General features: G+C 50.0%; 18 protein-coding genes. 7 read left to right on the plus strand and 11 right to left on the minus strand.

The window, feature by feature from the left end; genetic code table 11:
- Positions 1-21: 21 nt before the first annotated feature.
- The 5 genes from BMY78_RS27510 to BMY78_RS27530 all read right to left on the minus strand — a co-directional run bounded on the left by BMY78_RS27510 (position 22) and on the right by BMY78_RS27530 (position 5173).
- Positions 22-786, minus strand: coding sequence for a GT-D fold domain-containing protein (locus BMY78_RS27510; RefSeq protein ID WP_256222482.1), 765 nt, complete (start codon positions 784-786; stop codon positions 22-24).
- Between the two features lie 761 nt (positions 787-1547).
- Positions 1548-2279: a sugar phosphate nucleotidyltransferase gene (locus BMY78_RS27515; protein WP_090904476.1), complete on the minus strand. Its 732-nt coding sequence runs from the start codon at positions 2277-2279 to the stop codon at positions 1548-1550.
- Complete coding sequence (locus BMY78_RS27520) at positions 2276-3049, minus strand: glycosyltransferase family 2 protein (protein WP_090904477.1); 774 nt, start codon at positions 3047-3049, stop codon at positions 2276-2278. The genes BMY78_RS27515 and BMY78_RS27520 overlap by 4 nt, the downstream gene beginning before the upstream one ends.
- Positions 3046-4161 (minus strand): glycosyltransferase family 2 protein, encoded by a 1116-nt coding sequence (locus tag BMY78_RS27525; RefSeq protein WP_256222483.1) that lies wholly within the window; start codon positions 4159-4161, stop codon positions 3046-3048. Before BMY78_RS27525 ends, BMY78_RS27520 begins: the two co-directional genes overlap by 4 nt.
- Positions 4162-4222: 61 nt before the next feature.
- Positions 4223-5173, minus strand: a complete 951-nt coding sequence (locus BMY78_RS27530; RefSeq protein WP_256222484.1) for a glycosyltransferase family 2 protein — start codon at positions 5171-5173, stop codon at positions 4223-4225.
- Positions 5174-5933: 760 nt separating this feature from the next.
- Here BMY78_RS27530 and BMY78_RS27540 point away from each other — a divergent pair.
- Positions 5934-7499 (plus strand): M4 family metallopeptidase, encoded by a 1566-nt coding sequence (locus BMY78_RS27540; protein WP_090904480.1) that lies wholly within the window; start codon positions 5934-5936, stop codon positions 7497-7499.
- A 185-nt stretch (positions 7500-7684) separates the two neighbouring features.
- On the opposite strand, the gene BMY78_RS27545 is transcribed toward BMY78_RS27540, so the two are convergent.
- Positions 7685-12916 (minus strand): WIAG-tail domain, encoded by a 5232-nt coding sequence (locus tag BMY78_RS27545; protein WP_090904481.1) that lies wholly within the window; start codon positions 12914-12916, stop codon positions 7685-7687.
- A 433-nt stretch (positions 12917-13349) separates the two neighbouring features.
- Between BMY78_RS27545 and BMY78_RS27550 the strand changes: the two genes are divergently transcribed.
- Together BMY78_RS27550 and asd are read left to right on the plus strand one after the other, a co-directional pair.
- A complete protein-coding gene (locus BMY78_RS27550) occupies positions 13350-14480 on the plus strand; it encodes a YheC/YheD family endospore coat-associated protein (RefSeq protein WP_090904482.1) in 1131 nt (376 codons plus the stop codon).
- 85 nt (positions 14481-14565) lie between these two features.
- Complete coding sequence (gene asd, locus BMY78_RS27555) at positions 14566-15357, plus strand: archaetidylserine decarboxylase (RefSeq protein ID WP_076290875.1); 792 nt, start codon at positions 14566-14568, stop codon at positions 15355-15357.
- Positions 15358-15847: 490 nt separating this feature from the next.
- Here asd and BMY78_RS27560 read toward each other — a convergent pair whose 3' ends face one another.
- Both BMY78_RS27560 and BMY78_RS27565 read right to left on the minus strand, forming a co-directional pair.
- Positions 15848-16633, minus strand: a complete 786-nt coding sequence (locus tag BMY78_RS27560) for a helix-turn-helix domain-containing protein (RefSeq protein ID WP_053783204.1) — start codon at positions 16631-16633, stop codon at positions 15848-15850.
- Positions 16634-16760: 127 nt separating this feature from the next.
- The gene (locus BMY78_RS27565) at positions 16761-18218 is read right to left on the minus strand and encodes a MocR-like pyridoxine biosynthesis transcription factor PdxR (protein WP_090904483.1); all 1458 of its coding nucleotides are present in this window, start codon (positions 18216-18218) and stop codon (positions 16761-16763) included.
- Positions 18219-18354: 136 nt separating this feature from the next.
- Between BMY78_RS27565 and BMY78_RS27570 the strand changes: the two genes are divergently transcribed.
- The 3 genes from BMY78_RS27570 (at position 18355) to BMY78_RS33120 (ending at position 20865) form a co-directional block, all read left to right on the plus strand.
- Positions 18355-18972 carry a pyridoxamine 5'-phosphate oxidase family protein gene (locus BMY78_RS27570; protein ID WP_090904484.1) on the plus strand — a complete coding sequence of 206 codons (618 nt, stop codon included), beginning with the start codon at positions 18355-18357 and terminating at the stop codon, positions 18970-18972.
- A gap of 178 nt (positions 18973-19150) precedes the next feature.
- A complete protein-coding gene (locus BMY78_RS27575) occupies positions 19151-20449 on the plus strand; it encodes an aminotransferase class I/II-fold pyridoxal phosphate-dependent enzyme (protein WP_090904485.1) in 1299 nt (432 codons plus the stop codon).
- Between the two features lie 281 nt (positions 20450-20730).
- Positions 20731-20865 carry a YjcZ family sporulation protein gene (locus BMY78_RS33120; RefSeq protein WP_208642755.1) on the plus strand — a complete coding sequence of 45 codons (135 nt, stop codon included), beginning with the start codon at positions 20731-20733 and terminating at the stop codon, positions 20863-20865.
- A gap of 158 nt (positions 20866-21023) precedes the next feature.
- Here the strand turns inward: BMY78_RS33120 and BMY78_RS27580 are convergent, their stop codons facing one another.
- The 3 genes from BMY78_RS27580 to BMY78_RS27590 are packed head-to-tail and all read right to left on the minus strand — an operon-like array spanning position 21024 to position 24397.
- Positions 21024-22241, minus strand: a complete 1218-nt coding sequence (locus BMY78_RS27580; RefSeq protein WP_090904486.1) for an ABC transporter permease — start codon at positions 22239-22241, stop codon at positions 21024-21026.
- Positions 22242-22243: 2 nt separating this feature from the next.
- A complete protein-coding gene (locus BMY78_RS27585; protein ID WP_072735467.1) occupies positions 22244-22996 on the minus strand; it encodes an ABC transporter ATP-binding protein in 753 nt (250 codons plus the stop codon).
- Between the two features lie 27 nt (positions 22997-23023).
- Positions 23024-24397 carry a DEAD/DEAH box helicase gene (locus tag BMY78_RS27590; protein WP_090904487.1) on the minus strand — a complete coding sequence of 458 codons (1374 nt, stop codon included), beginning with the start codon at positions 24395-24397 and terminating at the stop codon, positions 23024-23026.
- A gap of 497 nt (positions 24398-24894) precedes the next feature.
- Between BMY78_RS27590 and BMY78_RS27595 the strand changes: the two genes are divergently transcribed.
- On the plus strand, positions 24895-25887 hold the full coding sequence (locus BMY78_RS27595) for a helveticin J family class III bacteriocin (protein ID WP_090904488.1): 993 nt from the start codon (positions 24895-24897) through the stop codon (positions 25885-25887).
- Positions 25888-26068: the final 181 nt, after the last annotated feature.

Below are 26068 nucleotides of genomic sequence, written 5' to 3' on the forward strand. Positions count from 1 at the left end.
AACGTCGCACCAGATCGTCCATTAGAGATGAAGCTCTCCTGTAACCAATTTGTCAGCCAAATGTCCAAAATCTATGGCAACCCGCCCCAGCTCACCAGCAATTCGGCGACACAGAATGACAGCCGGAATTCCCGCAGCTACCAGAGCGATATCGAACGAATGCTCCGCAGTTTGCTGCATCACTCTCGGGATATCCGCAACTCCCTCCACTGTACCTATGATGCCTGTGACATGAACGCCGCGGCCGATCAATAACCCCCCAAGCTCTGCAGCTCGGCTTCCAATCAGCAGCACCCGACGCCCCTGTACCACAGGCAACAACAGACCCGAATGATGCAGGCTGTAGTTAATCGTGGAACTGGTCAGATTCAGACGGGACCAGTCGATGCCGAAATGGCGTAATACTGGAAATAACAGCCCCTGAAAAGTAGGCGCACGCGAGATGGGGACACCGATCCAATCTGCGCCGCGAATGGCTTCCGCGAGCTCAGCGCGGATGTCCGGGGTGGAGCGTGGCACCCCTGCATAAGGCAGAAACGGTGCCAGCTCCTGCACTTGCTCGCCAGGCAGCACCGTATCCGCTGCCAGGGTCAGCAGTTCGCCATCTCCGAGGCGAACGACGGACAGGGGGCGCTGCGCATCCAGCGCCCCCAGGATATGGCCAGCCATCTCATGAGGGCTGGCCAGCCGGGTAAGGGTGGGCGCATATTGGCGGAATCCCGCCTCGATCAGATCTGCCGCCGCCACATCAGGCAGAATATGATCGGGCGGGATGTGCTGCGCCACCAGCGCCTCCCCGCCCGCGAACACGCCGTCGCGGAAGCCCTCGGCGTAGCCGCTCTCGGGCGCTGCAGCCGGCTGCGCAGGCGCAAGTGCCCTTGCGCTGCCAGCATGCGCGACAGCGCTTTCCCGCCCCGCGGGGGCGACACCACCGTGCCGGTGTGTCACTTGCGGCGGTGCTGGCCCGGGCGCACGCTGCACAGCCGTGCGCGGTTTGGCGCGGGCGCCTGTGGCCCGCCCGCCCCGCGGCGCAGCATGCCCGCGGCCCGCAACTGCGCGCTTGCCCGTTTTGGCTCGCGCTCTTTTACGGCCACGGCTCACACCTGCACTCTCGCCTGATTTCACGCGGGTGCCTGCAATGCCACGCCCTTCGCCTGTTTTCGCTCCCGTTTTGGTTCGTGCTCCAGCGCTCGCACCACGTATTGCGCCGGTGCGCCCGCTGGCTTTGCCTTTCGGTTCTGCAAGAAGCTTGCGCTCTATTCCTGCGAGTTCCACATTCCCCTGCTTCGCGCCTTGGTTTCCCCATTCGTGATTCGAACTTGCTTTGGGCTGCACTCCCACAGATACGTACAAGGAGCCGGCATGACCGCCCAGTGTCTTCTTCCTGCCCAAGTCGCTGCGTTTTGCTACTCTCACGGCATTCCCTCCCTTGGCATGCACGAGGAGTGCCGCCGCTGCACAAAGCGCCGGAGCATTCTTCCGGCTCCGGCGCAGGTTGTTCTGCTCTCATGGGACCTCTCACAGCGGCAACATCAGGCGCATATATTTTAGGGCAATTGACCCTTCATGCGGATGGCTGCATCCTGAAGCGATTGGAACGTCCCTGCATCACTCCAATATTTTTGCAAAATATCGTATTCCAGTCCTCCAGCTGCTGCATAATGATTGTTCACGTCCGTAATTTCGAGTTCGCCGCGTGCAGAAGGTGAAATGTTCTGAATGAGGTTGAATACATGGTCATCATACATATATATGCCAGTAACACAATAAGAGGTCTTCGGATCAGTCGGTTTTTCCTCAATGTATGCGATTCGTTCCGGATGCTGTGGATCAAACACCGGCACCCCATACCGCCGTGCATCGTCCACTTCTTTGAGCAAGACACGAGCTGTACCCGCAGGCTGCTGCATATACCGATCCACATAGGGCTTCAAATCGTCGCTAAACAGATTGTCTCCCAGCAGCACAACGAACTTCTCTCCAGGAAGGATAAACGATGTCGCCAGATCCAATGCTTCGGCAATCCCGCCTGCCTTTTCCTGAATCCGATACGTCAGCTTGACGCCATGATCTGCTCCACCACCCAAATACTCCGTGTATAACCCAGCGGAATGTTTGTTGATCACTATCAATATCTCTTCAATGCCTGCCTGGCGGAGTCTGTCGATGCCATACATAATCATCGGATGCTTGCCGACTGGAATCAGATGCTTGTTAATCAGCCGGGTCAGAGGATACAGTCGTGTTCCTGTTCCGCCAGCAAGAATTACACCTTTCATTCCACTATCCCTCCTTCATCGGATGTCTCAATATATTTAAGGGGATCGACATGCCATTTGTTGATAAAAATGGATCGATTGCGCTCAAGCAACTGTTTCCAAGCTACAGGATCGGTCTTCAGAAAACTCGCGCTGCCGCGATGATGTACCAGGACATCCCCGCATACCAGCAAACGATACCCTCTCTGGCAGGCCCTGTAGCAATAATCGTCATCTTCATAGTGTCCCGGCGAATAGACTTCGTCAAGCACACCAATGTCCTCCATCACACTTCTCCGCATGAGCATGCATAAGCCGACAATGCGTCTGACTTCCTTCCATCTGGAAGAATCGACTATATTGTTGGCAGCAGCCAGTTCCTGAAAATGTGCCATGTCCCGGAACTCAAGTTCCACCTGCTGGATACCACTTGCATAGTTGGTCACCGGACCTGTAATGCCAATGTTTGCTTCACTGTAGAGGGCTGCCCGCAGATTTTCGAGCCAGCGGGTGGTAACTGTAACATCATTATTCAGCAGCAACAGCTCATCGCCACAAGCTGCACGGAGCCCGGCATTGCAAGCCGCGGGGAAACCCCGATTGTCCGGTAACCGGACAAAACGAATTCGTTCCCGGGCACAATAAGCTGCTGTTCCATCAACCGAGCCATTATCCACAACGATGATTTCATACGCTGTATGTCGATCGGTATATTTTCGAATGGCATCGATACATGGCTTCAGCAGATCCAGCCCGTTGTACGTCGGAATAATAATACTCGTCAGTGTCATCTGGCGTTCCTCCTGTAGGCCACTTCAGCACGGGAAATAGATCGGGCTTGTGACTTGTTACCACCCATATCCAGCCAGGTTGCAATCGCCTCCAGATGGTCGCCAATGATCAATCGGGCCACTTCGTTGCCGCTACCCGTATTGGTGGAACGCAGGCGGTTGGAACGAATGACATCCACCTGACTGGGCGCAGTCACTTTTAGTCCGTGCTGAATGGCTAGACTTTGCGCCTTGGGAGGAACGGCCAGCGCCTCCGGTTTTACGATCTGGATCATCTTACGCGAGAGGGCATGAGGTACAGCCGTCAACGAATTGGAACCCAGATCCGAACGATTGAGCACACGGTTGAGATAGGCCTTGATCCGGCTCACTTCATCCTGGCGGGCAAATGGAGGCAACAGGGATGAAAGATTGTTCAGTGCGACATCATCTCCCCGGTCGACCGCATACAGAAACGGTGCAAGCTGCTCTGCCGGGACGACCATATCCCCATCCACAAAGAGAAGGGTCTCCGCCTCCGTCATTTTGGCCCCCAAAGCGCGGCCTACATCATGTCCCGCCCGGTCAGGTTCATAGACCAGCGTGATACCAGGCTGTTCAAGCACCTGTGTCAGACTGTTGTCCGTTGTTCCATTCAACACCACAACAATATCCGTCAGGGGTAACCGTTTCAGTTGCACAAGCACTTGCCCCAGCGTAAGTTCCTCATTGCATGCACAGACGACTGCAGCCGCAGGTTTATTCAGGGCAAGGGGAATGATGTTCAATGAACGTCCCGCAGCGTGAGCATAACCCTGCATGAATGCTTTCCCTGCCTGCATCGCAGCAGAATAACTCCTTAGCTCCGCTGAGATCGCAGCCTCAAGCTCCTGCCACGATGAACGTGCATGTTGTTCGATTGATTGCTCATTTTCCATCGCCTTGCGTCCTGCCCGCTGCCCTGCGCGGAATGCTTCTTGCAATACGGAGCTGTTCGTAGCCGACCGGCTCGCTGACGAACTCTTTAACGGCGATTTAGTCAGGCTCCTCCTGCCCATCGTTCTGGTTCTGTTCCTTGTTGTTCGTCTGCCTGCTGTCCGTTGACGACGGACACCCCCTGAACGCTCCTTCATTTCCTCACCTCCAGCATGCTGTATCTTTTGACGAGGTTTCTTTCTGTTTTAAGCAACATGCTCACCTCGTCAGGATACGAACACGCTGCAGATCGGAGTGTCCTCCGCGCGGGCCAAGCGTATCGGTTATCCACCTGATCGCTGTCAGATGATCATTCCATACCACTTGACTGAGCGGGTCAGGTCCTTTTCGTTTCTTGACTCGAACTGCGTTCATTTTACCTACAGGCACATGATGAACGGCATGCACCTTTAACCCGCTGGTAACCGCCTTTGCATGTGCCAACGGTGGAATCTCCAGTGTGTCCGTACCAATCACTTCAAGTGCTTTGCGACTTAATGCATGCGGTATGGCTGTCATGGAGGCCCCTTGCAGATCAGGTCGGGCGAGCATGCTGTTCAGCGCATGTTTGGCCTCTATGACAGGGTGAACAGGGATACGCGCCACCGGTCCGTTATAATCATTAAGCGCCACATCCGTCCCATCCAGAATCGCTCGCACATAAGGCGCGAGATGTTCTGCCGGAATTGGAATGTCTGCATCCGTGAACAACAGCACCCTGCCACGAGCTGCCGCTGCACCCATTCTTCTTCCTCCATCATGTCCCAAAGCTTCGGCATAACGAAGCACCTGTGCCCCCGCCCTTTTTGCCGCTACTGCCGTCCCATCCGTTGAACCATTCACAATAACAAGCACTTCAGCATCACGGCATATACGCAGCGCCTGACGGACGACTGCACCGATGGTTCGCTCTTCATTCATGGCAGGTATAATGACCGAAAGCAGTGGTTTATCTGAGTCCGTCGAACCCTGTGCAAGTGTATCTCTCATCGCATGCTCAGCTCCGAATGCTGGCAATTCCGTTTGCTCCACGGGTGGAATTACGTACTTGTAGGCCTTTGTACCCTTTTTGTAAGCCCTTTTCAAACGACGCTTCTTTAATTGCGCTTTTCTTTGTGCCAGATTCAATTTGGCTGCATAAAAAGCTGTATTGCCGCGTTTTTGCAACACAGTCACCTCCCGGGTGTACATCATCGCCATGCAAAGGGAGTACACGTTATTCTATGTATTCATGAAGCAGTGGAAACGGCGTATGTCCTTGAACCGAGCAGGTTCTGTCTGCTAACAGGCTCAGTCAATCCATTTATTTAGACAATATTCGTCAAAATATGCGAAATATGCTACGGCTCCCCTACTTCAGACACAATTTTAAAAAAATTTAAAATTGCATCTTTTCCAAACTTTGGCATTGTGATAATATACGTTGCAAAGCAGTGGATTGACAAAAAAATCCTTTCAAGGAACGTACGTTCCTTATAAATCCTTTTTCATTCCTGTTAATTGACCTTAGGTTAATTATGCATGCAGGATGATGCAGGAGACTGTTTTTGCTTTGTTGCATGTACCTTGAGAGGAGTGATGCCGTTCAATACGTAATTCAGCTTTTGTTATGTGAACCCGGAACGAACACCCCGGCTCCGTAAGAACATCTTCTGCTTCGCAAGTGGACAAGACCCCTGGCTTCTGAAAGAGGAACCACAATGAACGATGAAGCCTCTTGGCTGAACCGGATAAACGGTACTCCTTGGACACGCCCTACCACAGGCATACAGGCTCTGCCGACTTTGTTCCTTATCGTTTCTTGTCATATTCCGCATTTCAGATTCAGCCTCACACTCCGCGCTGCCCAAGTTGCAGACGGAACTCCAACCGAGATTGGCATAATGATGTGTTTTCCAAAAAAATCATATTGAGAATGGGAGAGTTTACTATGAAATTTGCTAAAGTTATGCCAACGATTCTTGGAGGAGCTCTTTTGCTCGCTTCCGTATCTTCTGCTGCTGCAGCTCCATTGTCTGATCAGTCCATTCCATTGCAGGCCCCTTATGCCTCCGAGGAGGGTATCCAGTTGAACAGCGGCTCTGACGAAACGATCTTCAATTTCCTTGGACAACAGGAACAATTCCTGAATTCCGACGTGAAATCCCAACTCAAAATTATTAAAAGAACTACGGACACCTCTGGTGTACGACACTTCCGCCTGAAACAGTACATTAAAGGAATTCCAGTTTACGGTGCCGAGCAAACGATCCACTTAGACAAAACAGGCCAGGTTTCATCCGCACTTGGAGATCTCCCACCGATTGAAGAACAAGCTATCCCTAATGACGGTATCGCTGAAATTAGCGCAGAAGATGCGATCAAGATTGCATCGGAAGAAGCCACTACCCGTGTTGGTGAGCTTGGCGAACCACAGAAAACCCCTGAAGCCGAGTTGAACATTTACCACAATGAAGAGGACAACCAAACCTACCTTGTTTACATTACCGAAGTCAATGTGCTTGAACCAGCTCCATTGCGCACCAAATATTTCGTGAATGCCGTTGACGGCAGCATCGTATCCCAGTTTGACATCATCAACTTCGCAACAGGAACAGGTACAGGCGTACTAGGTGATACCAAAACTCTTACAACTACCCAATCCGGCAGTACCTTCCAACTGAAAGATACCACTCGCGGCAATGGCATTGAAACTTACACTGCAAACAATGGCTCTTCCACTCCAGGTACACTCCTGACAGATTCAGATAACGTATGGACTGATCGTGCCGGCGTAGATGCTCACGCCCATGCTGCTGCCACATATGATTTCTACAAAAGCAAATTCAACCGCAACGGTATCAATGGCAACGGTTTGCTAATTAAATCCACGGTGCATTACGGCTCCAACTACAATAATGCCTTCTGGAACGGAGTACAGATTGTATTTGGTGACGGTGATGGAACGACTTTCCGCTCCCTATCTGGTGATCTGGATGTAGTTGGCCACGAATTGACTCACGGTGTCATTGAGTATACAGCCAATCTGGAGTACCGCAATGAGCCAGGTGCATTAAATGAAGCCTTCGCTGATATTTTCGGAAATACGATCCAAAGCAAAAACTGGTTGCTTGGCGACGATGTCTACACCCCTAACATTGCAGGTGATGCACTGCGCTCCCTATCCAACCCTACATTGTATGGACAACCTGACAAATACGCTGACCGTTACACTGGAACATCAGACAACGGAGGCGTTCATACCAACAGCGGTATCATCAACAAAGCGTACTATCTTGCAGCTCAAGGTGGCACGCATAACGGTGTGACTGTAACTGGAATTGGACGCGATAAAGCCATTCAAATCTTCTATAGCACACTCGTGAACTATCTGACGCCAACATCCAAATTTGCTGCTGCCAAAACAGCCACCATCCAAGCAGCCAAAGATCTGTACGGTGCAACTTCCGCTGAGGTTACTGCGATTACCAAAGCTTATCAAGCTGTAGGACTGTAAGAATCCATTTGTTGTTGAACTCATATCAAATTCGTTCAGGCACCCCTCATCGTCCGAACGGAGCAAGCTTATCTATGAAAAAAAGCGGTGTCCCGGGACATATCCGGGAACCGCTTTTGTCTATTTAAACATGTGAAATCATTCTTCTACAGTTATCTTGAAGAAGGACACATGATCTCGCATTCTTACAAGGAAGGCCCAGCGGCAATCCATGACAACAATCCGTAGGTGTGTGTAGAGCCCGCAGTACGTGACACTTCCAGTACGGCTTCATCTTCACTCTGGGAGAGGAGCGACACCTGGAATCCCCGATCATTACACATGGCTACAATCACATAATGCTCCGATATAAACGACTCCTCAAAGGCTACCGTTACTTCCACACACTCTTCATCCTCAGGCAATATAAAGGCCTCCATACCGAACTGCTGCACCACAGGCTGACGGCTGACACTTCGTACGGGCTGGAATGACAGGTGTTCAGGACCCACAGATCCATGCTGCAACTGGCTGCTTCCAACAGCTCCATCACTCAAATGCTCCTGCTTAACTGCTTGCTCCCTCAGCTCGAACTCCTTAATTCCTTCGATCTCATGTGAAAATTCAGACTGTGGTTGCGGTAGCTGTGGCTGGACCGTGCCAGCTGTCGTCAATGAATCTCCAAGCTGGTTAGCTTGCAATGGATCCTCTTGTTGTAGCCCCAGCTCCTGACCCGACGTCTGGATAAACTGCGTTTCCTCCAGATCGACACTTGAGGGTTCCAGGACAATTGCCGGTTGTGATGGCGGTACAGCCTCATTTTCTGTTTGAAGCAATGCCTCTTGTTTTTTGATCGCTGCCAGCTGTTCGAGCGTTTCTCCACTGAACTGACGAATCGCATTCCATATCTCTTCGCTCAAATGGGCCGGACCTACAATTCCCGCATTCAAGTGATTGGAGGTAATGCTTTGTTCACTCAGTTTGCTGCCATTCACGCTGCCATCGGCCAATTTGGCACTTGTTACCGATCCATTCTGCAGATGGATTCCGCTTACTGCTTCCTCTTCCAGATGGGTTGTGCGAATACTGCGTTCTTGAATATGATCAGCATGAATCGTTCCTTCTTGAATATGCCGAGATTGCACACTTTTGTCTGCCATGTGGATAGCCGATACCGCACCTTCAAGCAATTTATTACCGTTTACACTGCCGTCCGCTATTTTGGCACTTGTTATGGAACCATTGTGCAGGTGAATCGCACTTACCGATTCCGCTTTGAGGTGGGAGATCCCAATGCTGCGCTCCTGAATATGGTCAGCATGTATGGCTCTCTCTTGGATATGACGGGATTGCACACTTCCATTGGCAATATGGACATCCGACACCGCATCTTCAAGCAGTTTACTACTGCTCACACTGCCATCGGCCAGTTTAGCACCCGTTACGGATTCATTTTGCAAATGAACCGCACTTATGGCTTCCTCCTCCAGATGGGACGTACCAATGCTGTGCTCCTGAATATGATCAGCAAGGATCGCTCCTGCCTGGATATGGCGAGTTTGCACACTTTCCGATGCGATATGGCTCCCCAATACAGCATCTTCGAGCAATTTGCTGCCGTTAATGCTACCGTCAGCCAATTTGGCACTTGTGACGGACCCATTTTGCAAATGAACCGCACTTACTGCTTCCTCTTCCAGATGGGTTGTGCCTATGCTTCGCTCCTGAACATGATCAGCATGAATGGCTCCTGCCTGAATATGCCCGGATTGCACACTTTCCGATGCGATATGAATCCCCGATACCGTACCTTCAAGTAACTTGCTGCCGGTTATACTGCTATCCGCCAGTTTGGCACTCGTTACAGATCCATTTTGCAAATGAATAGCACTTACCGATTCTTCTTCCAAATGTGCAGTGCCGATGCTCCGCTCTTGAATATGATCAGCAAGGATTGTTCCCTCTTGAATATGACGGGATTGCACACTATCGTCTGCAATGTGGATATCCGATACTGCTCCTTCAAGCAGCTTGCTGCCGGTTACACTGCCGTCGGCCAACTTGGCACTTGTTACAGATCCATTTTGCAGATGAATGGCACTTACTGCTTCCTGTTCCAAGTGTAACATGCCAATGCTGTGCTCCTGAATATGGTCAGCAAGGATCGCTCCTGCCTGGATATGGCGGGGCTCCACACTTCCAGACGCGATATGGATTCCCGACACCGCATCTTCGACCAACTTGCTGCCGGCTACACTGCCGTCGGCCAGTTTGGCACTGATGACGGACCCATTTTGCAGATGAACGGCACTTACTGCTTCCTCTTCCAGATGGGTTGTGCCGATGCTTCGCTCCTGAATATGGTCAGCATGAATGGCGTCTGCCTGAATATGCCCGGATTGCACGCTTTCGGATGCAATATGAATCCCCGATACCGCACCTTCGAGTAACTTGCTGCCGTTTATACTGCCATCCGCCAGTTTGGCACTCGTTACAGATCCATTTTGCAAATGAACCGCACTTACAGACTCCTCTTCGAGATGAACTGAGCCAATACTGCACTCTTGAATATGATCAGCAAGGATTGCTCCTGCTTGGATATGATGGGTTTGCACACTTTCGCTTGCTATGTGGGTAGCCGATACTGCACCTGCTGCTAATTTGCTGCCATCTACACTACCACTCGCAAGTTTGGAGCGTGTTACAGATTCATCCTGCAAAATAATCGTACTTACCGCTTCTTCTTCCAGATGAGACGTTCCGATGCTGCGTTCATGGATATGATGAGGAAGAATTTCACCATCTTGAATATGACGGGAATGCACAGCTCCTTGCTGCAGGTGAACAGCACTTGTTGACTCTGCCTGAAGATGCAAACCACTAATCAAACCTGGCTGAAGGTGAGCCGCTGTAATGGATAAAGGTGCCAGATGGTCTGTTTCAACAGATCCAGGTGCCAAGTGATGCGATGTGACCACCTGTTCAGCAATATGCTCCTCACAAATGATGTCTGCCTTCAGATGCTGTGAGCTCACGACTTGCGTTCCCAAATGTTCAGATTTCACGCTTCCGTCTGCCAGATGGACGGATTGTACAGCGGATGTCTGCAAGTGCTCGCTACCTACAGCAGCCTGTTGTAGTTCTGTCCCGGATACCGAGTCTGCTGTCAAATGGTCCGCACTTACGGACCCATGCCGAAGTTTGTTGCCCGTAATACTGCCATCAGCAAATAATTCCGGTGAACGTACTTCCTCCGACAAATGTTCCAGTGAAACGGCATGCTGCTTCAGGTGATACCCGCGAATGGTTCCTGCTGGAATATGCTTGGCATTAATGCTCTCTGCCATAATCTTGGAAGAAGTCACGCTTCCGTCTGCCAGTTTGGCTGACGTGACAGCAAAATCCGCCAGTTTATCCGTAGCAACACTCTCTGGTGAGAGCTTGGGGGAGGTAACCGCATGATCTGTTAGATGAGGCGGAAAAATGGACCCGTCAGCCAACTGGGCTGAAGTTACACTATCCAGAGCCATTTTGTCTGTTGTGACCGCAGCCCGTGCAATAGCATCCGTTTCAACACTGCCTGGCTGAAGATGAGGTACACCCACGGCATGTTCTGTCAGGTGTTCCGATTTCACTGCATAAGGTCTCAGGGCCTCGGAACCCACGCTGCCTGGTGCCAGATGTGTACTTGTGACTCCACCACTCGCAAGATGCGAGGATATAACACTTCCCGGAGCAAGCGCTCTGCTGCTAACCGATGCCGTTCCAAGCTTTTCTGCTGTCACACTTTCATCCGCGAGCTTGGCGTCTGTAACGGCAGCATCCTGCAATTCATACGTACCTACAGCTGACTCTGCCAGATGCCGCTCAGTTACCACGCCATCTGCGAGAGCATCTCCGGACACACTTCCGGTAGACAAATGAGTTGCCTCGATGCTTCCACTTGCAATGTGAATGGAGTGAATTGCGGAATTATCCACATGTACCGGCGTGATTCCCCGATTCGCAATGTGTTCCCCTCGAATGGACCCTTTGGCAAGATGTTTACCCTGTACAGCCTCATCCGCAATTTTGGAAGAAATGACGCTCTGATCAGCGATTTTGGAGGCCGTAATGGACTGCTCCAGCAATTTTGCTGTTCCAACCGACTGGTCTGCCAGTTTGCTGCTGGTTACTGCACCTTCTGTCAAATGCTCACTGCCCACTTCTCCATTGCCAATCTGCTCCTTGCCCACTGCATGAGCGCGAATCTGGCTTGAACCGATTGAACCGTCCAGCAGATGTCTTCCGCTTAGCGAACCCTCAGCTAAATGTCTTGTTTGTATGGATCCATCCTCGATCTGGTCACTTCCAATACTACCAATAGTTAGTTGTGAACGACCGACAGACCCTTCTGCCAGATGTGTCTGTTTAACAGCACCTGCCTGAATATGGTGAGACTCGATGGAGTGTTCTTCGATTTTGCTGCCTGTGACAGCAGCTTCACGAATTTTGGATGTAGTCACTGCATCGTCAGCCAGTTTGGAGGTATTCACTGCTCCTCCCGTAAGATGCCTTGTATCCACGCCGCTAATCGCGATCTTGTCTCCAGTTACGGCATGATTCTTGATTAATTCCTCCGTTACCAGCATGCGGCTGAGATGTCTTGTGCTGATGGAACCGTCAGCAATTTTGGCCGAATCGATGGCCTGGTTGCCAAGCTTCTGAGAAGTAATACTGCCATCTCTGATTTTCTCACCGGCAATAGAAGCATTTCGTATTTTGTGACCAGACACAGAGCCATCAATCAGGTGCTCCTCAGATACAGACGCTTCCGCAAGTTTCGCGGAAACAATGGCCCCGTCTGCAATGTGAATGCTGGTCACCGCATAATCCTGCAATGCTTCACTGCCAACCGCATCCGGTTTCAGCTTGGAGGCATCCACAGAGAAAGGAGCTAGTTTGCTCTCCGTAACAGCAAATTCACTCAAGTCGTCCGTGTAGATATAGTGTCCGGTATGACCAGGCATCTGGTTCTGGTTCAGGATCTGCAGCCGATCCCTGCTTGCTGTTTCTTGCTTGATGATACCCACCTCTTCTTCCAGAACAAGCGGAGCCACGCTGCTGACCTGTATCTGCTTTTCCAGGCTATCTTGCGTCTCGACGACTTTCTCGTTATCAGACTCTACGGGTTCCGGCTTGATGACTTTGGTTACGATCTCCAGGTCTTCCAGCTCGTTCGTTGAAGCAGGTAGCTCCATTGATTCGGATAGGAATTCTTCGGATACCTGAATGGCCTTCGAATACCGTTTATTTGTATTCAAGCGTTCTTCCCTATTCGAAGTGAAACCTGAGTCCATTGTGTCTGACCGTCGATTGGCCAGATCCAGTTCCTTAAATTTGGGACTCACATGCCGCAGTTTTGGCGTAGGAACCTTCTTATTGCCTTTTTTACTCATGCAGCTAGCTCCTTCCTCTAACGTTCGTCTCCGGCATCATATGCTTCGATATAGGCATCTGCCACTTCAAATCACGACTTTTGCCGATAACATTGGATGAGTGTAGGAGTCAACATACGAGTGATTTACTTGTCCATGGCGAAATAGGCTGTGCACGGCTTTAGATGAAAGGCGGCTGTCCACGCCCCTGATCCAGCAATGTCATACGATAATCCATAAGCATTTGTATAAATCCGTAAAATGACTTCCATCCGCACAGCGACCCACCTCTACCTGGATTGCATGGAAGCGGAAGGCTAACAAGTACATGTCGATGCATATCGATGCATCATGATTCCGGTCTGCGTTATCGTGATGTCCATCCATGCGGTGACAGGCCGGCATTCCATGGATGGACATCCATGATTGCGATAACATCGAAGGAGGAACGGTCATGCTACAAGAAACGATCGGTATTATGTTCGATTCACGCATGTACCGGGGGATACCGGCTGGAAGAACGGGTCAGGAATCACTCGAGAATGTTGAACAGGCAGCGGCCTGTTATGGATTAACTCCTTGTTTTTTGCGGCTGGAAGACGTGGATTTAGATACCAAAACCTGTATGGCCTATGTTAAAAAAGAGGGCATATACGTTCGTCAAAGGATGCCATTGCCCCCCGTTATTCATAACCGTGCTCTCCAGCTTCGCCGTTCGGAGCAGCACCAGGTGACCAAACTGCTGTTGCAGGGCATACAGGTATATAATGTTCGCAATCGATACCGCAAAGACCACATTCACGAGATCCTTTATCAGGACCCCGGTCTCAGGCAATATCTCCCCCGTGCGGTCAAAGCTACACCTGATTCTTTGGCATATATGATGGAACATTACGATGATCTGGTGATCAAGCCATGCAGCGGAAGCATCGGTCACGGCATTATGCGGATATTCCAAAAGGACGGTCAATGGAAACTGACATGTGAGGCAAGAACTTCACGCAAGGGATGGGCCACCTTTCGACTGAATAAGGGACAACTGCCATCAGCCACCTTGCGCCGTATTTTTCGGCATGCCTATCTCATTGAAGAGCGCATCCCCCTGGTTCGTTATGAAGGAAGACCTGTAGATCTGCGGGTATCCGTGCAACGTGGAAGTGACGGTTTGTGGGGGATCACGGGTATATTCGCCAAGGTGGCTCCTGCGCATACGTTTGTCACGAATATCGCTCAAGGCAGCAAAGTCATGACGCTGGCCGAAGCCCTTAACTTGCCGTCAACCGACTGGTATGTTCTTGAACTGGATACCAGAATCCGGTCTGTCGGGCTACGAATCGCACGGACGCTGGCTTCGAGCCTGCCTCATCTTGCAGACCTCGGACTTGATCTGGGGATAACAGAGAAGGGCCAGATTTATTTTATCGAATGCAACGGAAGGGATCAGCGCTACGGTTTCCGCAAGGCCGGAATGACGGAGACTTGGAAAGCCAGCTACCGGCATCCTATGGCTTACGGACGTCTGCTGCTGGAGCAGAATTCGCGCATACCAAGGCAACCCCAGACGTATGATCGCGGCCTGTATTGATTTCGTGGGCATTCTGTGTCAATATTATGCAGAACGGCCGGTCCTGCCGGCCTTGAAGTTCGCACTAACCCTAAGGGGGATATTCATGGCAAAAACGCTGTTGCGGTTAATGACCGAGCTTTCTTCTCGCAAATGGATCTCCCGGACTGTGGGAGCCTTCTCCAAGAGCCGGGGAAGCAAGGCATTTATCCCTTATTTTGTCCGGACCTACGACATCCCTGTTCAGGAAGCTGAGAAAGACTGGAAGGAATATCGTTCTTTGAATGATTTCTTTACCCGTAAACTTAAACCGGGCATGCGCCCGCTTGAACTTTCAGAACATGCACTGATCAGTCCGGTAGATGCCAAAATCACGGCAGCCGGTCCTGTATCTGCTGGAACACTCCTGAATGTTAAGGGACAAAATTATACACTTGCTGAATTATTAAACCACTCACCACATCTGGAGAAGTACAAGCACGGTTATGCCTTTGTCCTGTATCTCAGCCCACGCGACTATCACCGCATTCATGCGCCTGTTAGCGGTCGCCGCATTGAGAGTGAGCATATTAAAGGCAAGGTTTATCCCGTAAATGATTTTGGTCTGACCCATATGAAATCAGTGCTGAGTCGAAACGAACGGCTCATTACGTATATTGCTCATGATTTTGGAGAGGTTGCTGTCGTGAAAGTAGGCGCAATGAATGTGAGCAGCATACAATACGCAGGTGCGGATGTAAGTTCATGGGCACAAGGCGATGATCTCGCATATTTTGAATTCGGTTCCACCGTCGTACTGTTAACGCAGAGCGGTACATTCGAACCGAAACCAGGCTTGCAGCCTGGCGACTCCGTCAAAATGGGAGAATTGCTCGGTCGGTTAAAACCCATCCATTGAGCAATACACAGATGATTCCTGAATAACAGGAGTCATCTTTTTTAATTTTGATCTCAAGAAAGAGATCACATAGAACTTTGTGGCCTACATAAAAAGGTACTCGCAGCCGGAACACCTTTTTAGGGTAAAGTGTCCAGGCTATGAGTACCTTTTGCTAATCAGAGAATCCAATTATCCGCTTCAGAGCGATGTAGAAGTCAGGATGATGTCCATTCTCATTTCATGTATACATGCAATACGAAGCTAAGCTTCGTCATATTGGTTTTCTAACCATTCCTTAAAACCATACATCCTGCATTTCCTCTGCCGGTTTGGAGCGGCGCAGGCGGTTCCGGAAAATATTAAAGCCCTTGGTAGAGCATCCCCGGTTGCGGACGCGACGTTTTCCGTTCATCACAAGTTCCCCCTTTCGATCGTCTGGAATGCTACATACTTACCCCTGCTTCCCAGAATTGAAACGTTGCCATATTCTACCGGACAGCGAGATGTCCTATCGAATCTCGGACGGACTTTTGCCGGTGTACTGCTTGAACTGACGACTGAAGAAAAAGATATCGCGGTACCCAAGGGCATCTGCCACTTCGGTCACATTCATGCCAGTGTGCACCAAAAGATGCTCGGCCCGCTCAATGCGCATGCGAATGATATAGGATTGCACGGATGAACCAATCAATTCCTTGAACTTAATCGAGAAGTATCGAGGCGATAATCCAGCCCTTGCAGCGAGGTCTTCCACGCGATGTGTTATCCCCGGATGCTGACGTACATAGTTAGCAACCTCCTGGATGACATCAGACAACTGATTGCTTACCTTTTTCTCCACAGGAGCTTCCGTGTCCGCGCGCAGCAAATGAATCATCAGCTGTTTCAGAATCAACCGGCTCTCCTCATCCCGCCCATATACATCGGATAGGAACAGTCTTACATACCGAGCCAGCAAGTGCTCGAATTCCACCGTTTCCAGTACCTCACGATAGGACTGGGGAACATCATTAACGGGTATATCTACATCAAAATGAATATACGTAAGTACCAACGGTTTTTGCTTATTATGTGTTGCAGTAGGATGATCACCTGGCCTGAACAGAAAACAACTACCCTTGCCTACTTCATACGACCGGTCATTCAGCACAACGGTCCCTTCACCACTCCATACATAAAATAAGTCATAGTTTTGCATCGGTTTTTCCCGCTTCTGCCACTTCCATCCCGGTTCGCAGACAATTTTGGCGACGGCGGGCAAAATAACAAAAGATGACGGCGATGCCTGCAGCATGTCGCCACTCCCCCTTGAAAGTTAATCTCTTTTGCATACTGCATCCATCATGATGCGATATGTGTTTATATAATATGATTTCTGCTCCTGCTGGAGCGAAACGTCTTATCCCATTATACAGCGGAATTCACCGAAACGAAAATGTGCACTTCTCCCATGCTAACCGCATTCGCCTTATCCCCTCTTGAATCTCCTCTTTCTCCAGATGTGCAAAGCCAAAACACGCAGCCGGGGGACTTGGAGTCAGCCAATAACGGACCGCATCGCGGAATATGACACCTTCCTCCTGAGCCAGTGCCTTGAACCGCTTGTAACTGTCGATATCCCCTTTCCACGAAGCATAAATATGCAATCCAGCATCCCCAGGCTGCATGAGGAAGGGTTCCGGTAATTCCCGCTTCATCTCATTGACAAAATAAGCATGCCGTTCCCCGTAGAGTCGGGTTAGCCTTCTTAGATGGCGCAAATACCCTCCTCGGGACATAAATTTCGCGAGTGCACGCTGCTCCAGAAGGGCAGGAGGTACGGGTTCGTACAATGCTTTTGCAGCGATCAGTGGCTGTACCAGACTTGGTGGCAGAACCGCGTAACCAAGCCGAATGGATGCAACCATCGTTTGTGAAAATGATCCGACATAGATAACCCGTTGTTCACGATCGAGTACTTTGAGCGGTTCAATCGGCCTGCCTCCCCAGCGAAATTCACTGTCATAATCATCTTCAATAATGACGGCATTTCGCTCCGAGGCCCATTCAAGTATGGTTCTCCGTCTGTCCAGACCAAGGACAGCTCCTGTAGGAAACTGGCGGGTTGGCGTTACAAATAACGTCTGTGCTTCCCAGGACTGCGGAATAATTCCTCCGTTATCTACTTCCGCTGGAATAATTTTTCCTCCGCAGGACTTAACGGCATGGGCAATTCCCTGATAACCCGGGTTTTCCAATATAACTGCAGCCCCTTCAGGGATGAGCAATTGTGTCAGCAAAGTGATGCCCTGCATGGAGCCACTAAACAGCACAATCTGTGATGCCTCAGCCTGAATGCCCCGCGTCCACCTCAGATGTGAAGCGATGGCCTCACGCAGTTCAGGGTCTCCGGCAGCACCACTTTGTTCATGCGACCCGCTCCGATGAACGGCGGCCAGCGCACTTTTCCATTCCGCTTGTGGAAAATGCTCGGCAGGCATACGCTGTACGTGGAAGTTGATGACTCGTTGCTCGGGTGCAAGGGCTGACGGTTGTTGCTTTTGATTCTGAATATTCAGCGTACTCACCCGCTCTCCCCATGGAGAAAGTTGAATGATTGCCTCCCGCTCTGCATGTTCCTGAGCTGTTATGGTATCCGAAACAAAGGTTCCTCTTCCCCTATGCGCTCGCACGTAACCATCGGCGAGCAGCATGTCATATACCTGGGCCACGGAGCCGCGTGACATTTCATATTGACGTGCCAGCTCTCGGGTGGAAGGCAGTCTTGTGCCTCCAACCAGCGTCCCAGCATGAATGGCGTCACGCAAAGCATGGTACAATGCCTCGTATTTGTAGCGGTGTTGAAGCTCGTATGAATCCATAGGCAGCCACAATTCCATCGTGCACCTCTTTTTCCAAATAAATTGGTCTATTAAAGTGAATGTAAATTGGATCTTTTTATATGTCAATGTAGGTTCTATTGTTATGGCTAAGGTACAGCGATTTATTCCACATGCCATTCAAGGGGGAACACCGATGAGAAGAAAAGAATTCAATGTAGATGAAGAGCAGGAAATGATAACATTTCTGGCCCAGTGCTCCTTTGGTTTTCTGGGAACGGTCAGTCCGGACGGGCAGCCGCGGGTGACACCGCTAAACTTTGTATATATGGATGGTTGTTTTTATTTTCACGGCAGTCTTGCCGGAGAGAAGATGAAGCAGATCAAGCAGGATTCCTCCGTCAGTTTTACCGTAGCAGAAGAGTTTTCCCTGATTCCATCTTATTTCAGTGATCCCGAGTTAGCTTGTCCGGCAACGTCTTTTTTCAAAAGTGTAATGGCATTCGGACAGGCAGAGCCGGTTCAGGATCTGGATATCAAGGGCAAGGTTCTGCAACGTTTTATGGAGAAACTCCAGCCGCAGGGCGGATATCTCCCCATTGATGCAGATGATCCCCGCTACAAGGGTAATCTCAAAGCCGTGGCTGTGGTCCGCATTGTTCCTGAACGGGTCACTGCCAAATTCAAATTTGGACAGAACCTCTCGGCTGAACGCTTTGATCATATTAGCGGTGAACTGGAACAGCGTAACGAAGGACGCGATGCTGAAACTGCCGAAATGATGCGGAAATACTGTCCTTTTCATCAGAAATAACATTCATTTTCCATCGTATAATCAAAAGGGAGAAGTGACATTAACCTAACCCAAAAACACCCGCAACAACGCGGTGAAGTGATAAAACTGTCATTATGCGTAATTTCCGTGACGGGGGCAAGGCAAGGTGTTATAATGTTAGGCAGTTGAATCCCAAAGACTTGGAAGGATGAAAAGAATGAATCCACTGGCTGAACAGTTGAACGAAAGTATTCAGGCAGGCAGCAGTCACGTCTACTCCATGCTGTCGCAGCTCGGCAAAGAAATCTATTTTCCAAAAGAAGGTATCTTGAGTCAGTCTGCTGAAGCAGCAAGTCTGGCCAAAACCTACAATGCTACGATTGGTATTGCTCTGGAGGACGGTGTGCCGATGCACTTAGCTGTTATTCAGGATAAGCTGTCCGCATACCAACCGAAGGATTTGTACCCTTACGCTCCGCCTGCAGGGAAGCCTGAGTTGCGGACCGTATGGAGAGACAAGATGCTGAAGGAAACACCTTCCCTTGAAGGTAAAACGTTTGGTAACCCCATTGTGACTAACGCATTAACGCATGGACTGAGTATCGTAGCCGACCTGTTCGCCGAAGAAGGGGACGCTGTTATATATCCGGATAAAAACTGGGAAAATTATGAGCTGACCTTTGGAATTCGTCGCCACGGCGAGTTAGTTCATTATCCCCTGTTCGATGATCAATTGAATTTCAACAGTGCAGGCCTGCTCGAAGCGTTGCTTGCGCAGAAGGACAAAGGCAAAGCCATCGTGCTGCTGAACTTCCCGAACAACCCGACAGGTTATACGCCTGGAGCGGAAGAAGCAGATGCAATCGTGGACACGATCCGTCAAGCGGCTGAGGCTGGTGTGAACGTCGTTGCTGTGACAGATGATGCCTACTTTGGTCTCTTCTTCGAAGATTCCATTCACGAATCCCTGTTTGGCAAGCTGGCGAACCTTCACCCACGTGTGCTGACTGTCAAAGTTGACGGTGCTACGAAGGAAGAATTCGTATGGGGCTTCCGCGTTGGATTCATCACGTACGCCCATGAAGATGCTGCGGTTCTCCATGCTCTGGAGCAAAAAACACTCGGTATTATCCGGGCAACCATCTCCAGTGGCCCTCATCCTTCCCAAACGTTTGTGCTGGATGCGCTGAAAGCACCTGAGTTTGAAGCACAGAAGCTGGAGAAGTTTGAAATCATGAAAGGCCGCGCCAACAAAGTAAAAGCCATTCTCGATAGCGGTAAATACGGTGAAGTATGGGATTACTATCCGTTCAACTCCGGTTACTTCATGTGCCTGAAGCTGAAGGATGTGGGCGCAGAGCAGCTCCGGACCCATTTGCTGCAGCAATACGGCGTAGGTACCATCGCGCTGGGTGAAGCTGATCTGCGAATTGCCTTCTCCTGTATTGAAGAATCCGGACTGGAAGATTTGTTCGATACGATCTATCGTGGCGTTTTGGATCTACAGACTACTTAATTCATATGCAGTAATGCTTACCCAAGTAAATAAGTCAGGGAGCGGACTTGCGTCCGTTTCCTGACGAATATGATCCCCTTTGTATCCTGACGAATGTCTCTCGATATAAAGGGGTATTTTGTGTTCCGCTTTGAAGACGTATGGCGATCTTGACGGGCATATGCCCAAAACGATAATTTTCAGGCTCTACCGGGCAACGGCCCAATCAGCCTATCCCCAAGGCACATAATATACGATGTACGCAAGGGCGTGCCCAACACCACTTGAAAAGGGGAATGACCATGTCTGGAGTAGTTGAAGAAACAAGAGGCGGTTATGGATGCGGCGGTTACGGTTACGGAGGATTTACAAATACAGGTGCCATTCTCGTTCTGTTTATCCTGCTCGTCATTATCACTAAATCGTTCCTCTGTTAGTCCATACGTCCTCACCAGGAGTCGGAACAAGGTAAGCTGACTGCAGCACAAAGAAGGGTATTCCGGGATACAGCTCGGAATACCCTTCTTTGGTTACGTTACGCAAGAGCCCTGGTCAGCGCTGCCATTGAACACTAAGTGGTCAGACGTCCGACCGTTCATTCATCCTCTTCTTCCTTCAACCACTTGTTGCCCTGAGAACGTCGCATTAAGTAGATGACCAGCACACCAAGGACCAATGCTGCTCCGGTCATGCTCAGTCCACTCCATCCCGCAGCCAGCATCGGCAGCCACATAAACAAGGCAGCCAGTGCATGCAGATTCGAAATGAATCCCAGTACCTGGGAGCGACGACTCTCTCCCGAGATGGGATAAATCATAATCCAGAACGATTCGCTATGACTGCGTCGCAGCGCACCCAGCTGCACACCCACAAGCAGCAGGAAGAACAGGTATACACCAATACCGAAATAACTGCCTGCCGTCCACCAGGACAGCAGCATGCCCAGTACAACCAAGCGCACAACGATGGAGAACACTTCAGTTCGGATGAACGTTTTGGTAATCAGATAGCGATAAGCTTTCCCTGCATTCCACGGGAGACCACTCCCCCATTTGCTGAGCCAGCGGCGAGAACTTACTTTTTGGCCTGATGAAGGTACATCGACGAACCATCCTAGCGTGCGCATCACTCGGCCAGCCTGGCCCTGCTCCACCTGAATGAGACGGTCCCATGAAACCCGATGTTTCAGAGGGATACGCAGGGCAACGATATAAACGACGGCCAGCAGCAGCAGGAACCAGATGCTGCGCTGTGGAGGCTGCCACAACCAGGCGGCAATCGCCAGTACAGCCAATGCCCATCGAAGCAAACGATATCCTCTGGCGGCGCCGATTTGCACCATGCGCAGTTCTTGCCAAGCCCCATAGCTCGATAGCCCTTTCCACAACAGGAGAAGCAGGATAAACCAGCCAAATGGCCTTGCATCCTGATCTGCTCGAACATAGAGCGGCCATAACGTTACAAATACGAGCAGCATACCCAAGGTTTTATAAATCATGCCACGAGCGAAGCTGTTTTTCAGATATTCGTGCATCCGATATTCCTGCGGACGTAAAAATACGATGTCTGCCGGATGCAGATATGTACGATAACTGCTAAACAGCACCAGTGGTGCCAGCAGCAGCAACGTAATCCAACGAATCGGAAATCCCGCCGGGATGTGCTGTACAAACGATGTATACCAGGCGGAGAACGCAATGACGAGAAATAAGAACACCATGGCTACGCCGCTCTGAATGACATAACCCAGATAAGGAAGAATTCCATTCCAGAATCCCGTGCGTCTTTGCTTCCATAGCTGCTTGAGATCCATGCTTAATCCCTGCCTTGTACAAGGGAATAGAACATATGCTCCAACGTGGCATCCGATTCCCCGAATTGAGTACGCAGCTCATTCAGCGTCCCTTGAGCAATGACCTGTCCTCGGTGCAGGACAATAAAACGGTCACAGTAATTTTCAATGGTGGACAGAATATGTGAACTGAGCAGAATGGATGATCCCGAAGCCTTCATTTCAAGCATAAAATCAAGCAAAGAGCGGATTCCGAGGGGGTCAAGTCCCAGGAAAGGCTCATCAATGATATAGAGTGGCGGACCTGCCACAAAAGCACACATGATCATGACCTTTTGCCGCATCCCTTTGGACAGGTGGGTCGACAGACTTGTACTTTTCTCATTCATGCGGAACAAGTCCAGCAGTTTCTCCGTACGCTTTTTGAAATCAGCCTCAGAAACACCATAGGCTCTGGCCGTAAACTCCAGATGCTCCATGACCGTCATCTCGTCGTACAGTTCAGGTGATTCCGGTACAAAGGCCATGGCGGATTGATATACCTGTGGGTCTTCGTCACGCTTCTTGCCCATGACTCGCACTTCTCCCTGCTGAGGGGTCATCAATCCTAAAATATGCTTCATTGTAGTACTTTTTCCAGCACCGTTTAATCCGATCAGTCCGACCATTTCTCCGCGTCCAACTTCCAGATCGATGCCGTGGAGGACTGGCCGCTTGGCACTGTATCCTCCGCTTAGCCCGTTGATTTTCAGTACGGGTGGTTGAACGTTATCCATCTATCCCTGCACCTCTTTCGTCAGGTTTTATTCTTCAGAGCGTGGCTCTTTACCTTTGCTCCATTTGGGAGCGCCCTTGTTCTTGCGATCCTGGTCCCGTTCTGTTCTGCCTGTATTGCCAGCTGGCTTGCCGCCCCCCGGACGTTGATTCGAAGCAGCCGTTCTGGCGCCGCCATTGCGGCTGGCCTGACCAGGTTTACGATCCCGGGATTGTCCTGGTTTTCTGGAGAAAGAATGTCCTTCAGGCCGCGTATCCGGACGCGGATCAGCCTCCAGCACTTTCCCCCCAAACAATACACGTTCCGGCAATTCGATTCCAAGTTCCCGCGCAAACTTGCGCATAATGAAAATTTGCGTTTCGTCCACGATCGACAACACGATACCGCTGCGACCCATACGACCTGTTCTTCCTGCACGGTGAACATAGTGTTCCGAATCAAATGCAGGGTCATAGTTAATGACCATCGGTAAACCTTCAATATCCAGCCCTCTGGCTGCAACCTCGCTCGCGATCAGCAGCTGCAGTTTCCCGTTACGGAAAGCGGATAGCACGTTGCTGCGGGTCACCTTGTCGGCATCTCCATACAGTGCAGCTGCGGAGAATCCAAGGTGATTCATTTTCGCTTCAACCTCGCCAATATCCTCGGTAGCATTCACAAAGACGATGGCGCGATCCGGGTTATACTGTCTAACTAGACGGCGAAGCATATCAATTTTGTTGCGATTTTCTTCCACAAAATAAAAATGCTCCAGTCCCGCCGCAGTTGACCGGTCCGGTTCGATTCCGATCTGTACCGGCTCTTTCATCTCCCGCTTCGCAAGTCCTGCAGTATGTTCATCGATCGTCGCTGACAGGAAAATGAGCTGACGGTCGCGCAGGGCACTGCGCAATACGAAGTCCACATCACTTACCCCGCCGAGCTGAAATACCTGATCTGCCTCGTCAATAACGATCGTGGAGACGTTGTGCATTTTCAGCTTTTTCAGCGTGATCAATTCCTTCAGTCGTCCTGGTGTACCCACGACCAGTTCCGGGTGTTCACGCAGCTTCTCGATCTGACGTTTTACAGCTGCGCCGCCAATTAACCCCAGAACGCCAATTTTGCGTTCTTCTCCATAGCGCTGTGCCTCGCGGACAATCTGCATCGCCAGCTCTTGAGTAGGAGCTATGATGAGCTTCTGTGTCCCTTTTACGTCACTTTTAATGGATTGCAGCAGTGGCAGCAGATAAGCGAGCGTCTTGCCTGTTCCCGTCTGAGATTTCGAAACCACATCGCGACCTTCCAAAATAACCGGGATCGTCTGTGCCTGTACCGGTGAAGGTTCGTTGATGCCATGTCTGGCGAGTACAGCCTCAAGATCCTGTTCTACGCCAATTGAAGCAAATGTTTGATTCGTCATGTATGTCCATCCTTTAAATTTATTCGTTATGACGCTATATACATTCAACTAAACAATATTTACACTAACACTCCAATGACAGAACAACCTTCCGATCGCTGTTATCCCCAGATTTTTTTGAATGAATCCTTTTTTGAAAAGGGGAGATCCGGGGATAGCGTATGCTTCCGATGTTGCTTTCTTTTAGAAAGCTTTTAGGCGAAGTGTATGCTTTCGAAGTAGCTTCGCTTCTTCAGATTATTTCTGTCCTCTCCGTTATCGTGTAAATGCTTAGTTGAACATATATATCCATGCTTGTACTAATAAAACCGAAGCCTGTCATCACATTACCTTTCATTATATGCGAAAAAAGCCTGTGGACCAAATCTTATTCAGGGACAGAAATTTTTGTTTTAGAATGATTCTTTAAATTGGAAAATATAGTATTATTTATTTGATATAGTTTTTAGAGGTGCTTATATTTAAAGTCATATTATCTTTCTAAAGGAGGTATACCTATGTTTAAGAATCGATCCTTGAGCTTAAAGAAAAGAAAATGGAAAATAACAACATCTTTTGTTCTTGCACTACTGTTATTTGGCTTGTCTGTTCTGCCTGCAATGGCCGCATCTCCGGGAAAAACCGTAAACGCCTCGGCAAAACTGGCATACCATCTCAAAGGACTCAAGCATGACCGTGTTGTGCAAAAGGCATACATCGCGGATAAATACGTGTACGTTACGCAACGTGTGGACGGGACATGTCACCTCTCCAGATTACTCATAAAGGGCAGCGACGCTGTATACGTGGATAAAATGACCATCACGAACAGCGGTCATTGCCAAACGCTGGATATGTATACGTACAATGGGTCCAATTATTTTTATTTTAGTTCAAAAGCCGATCCTTCGGAACCTGAATTTTGGTCACTACAGGTAGCCAGACTGCAATACGCGGCAGGCAAAACCGTGGATTATACCGATCTACATCGGTTCACGTATATGAATTACGCCAACAAAACCGGTTCGAAATTGGGTGAAACCCGGCGTGTGGACGGAGGCGGCAATAGCAATTATACCGTTTTTCGCGTACAAACGAAGGACAAAACCACCGTCACCTGGTCCATTTATGACACGGTCGCTTTAAACAAACTTCTGGATAATAACAAGCAGGTTCGAATGGACAGCGCAGCTGCGGTGAAGGCCGCTGTTTCCAGCTTCACGCAGTCGGGCAGTGGCATTATCAGACCCAACGGATCGTTTCAGGGAGTAGACCTGCTGGGCAAAACGCAAATATTTACATCAGGCGGGGGAGAAGGGGAAACTCCTCAGATTGCCAAGATTTCAAGTTCAGGTGCTTACCAATCCCTTGTGAAAATAACAAATGTCGGGAAACATGAAATTGAGGGCGTACAGACCAAGAACGGGAACGTATACTTCACCATCGTTACCGATCCAGGCAATAAAGCGAACGGGCAGAAAATATACTACGTTCCCGATAGCATTTTCTAACGGACTGCTGAAAGAGGCATAACACATAACCGTTGGTCACTCCGCCAAGATCCTCCCCAACCGCCGTCCTTGCTCTGAATGATGAAGAGCAAGGCGGCGGTTTTTCACATTTAACAAAAAAAAGAAAAGCCCCTCGGCGGAGCCCTTCTCTTATCCGATATATGATGCCCATTGTTGCATC

Origin of the sequence: Paenibacillus sp. OK076, from assembly GCF_900110055.1 — a bacterium.
Classification (GTDB): domain Bacteria; phylum Bacillota; class Bacilli; order Paenibacillales; family Paenibacillaceae; genus Paenibacillus.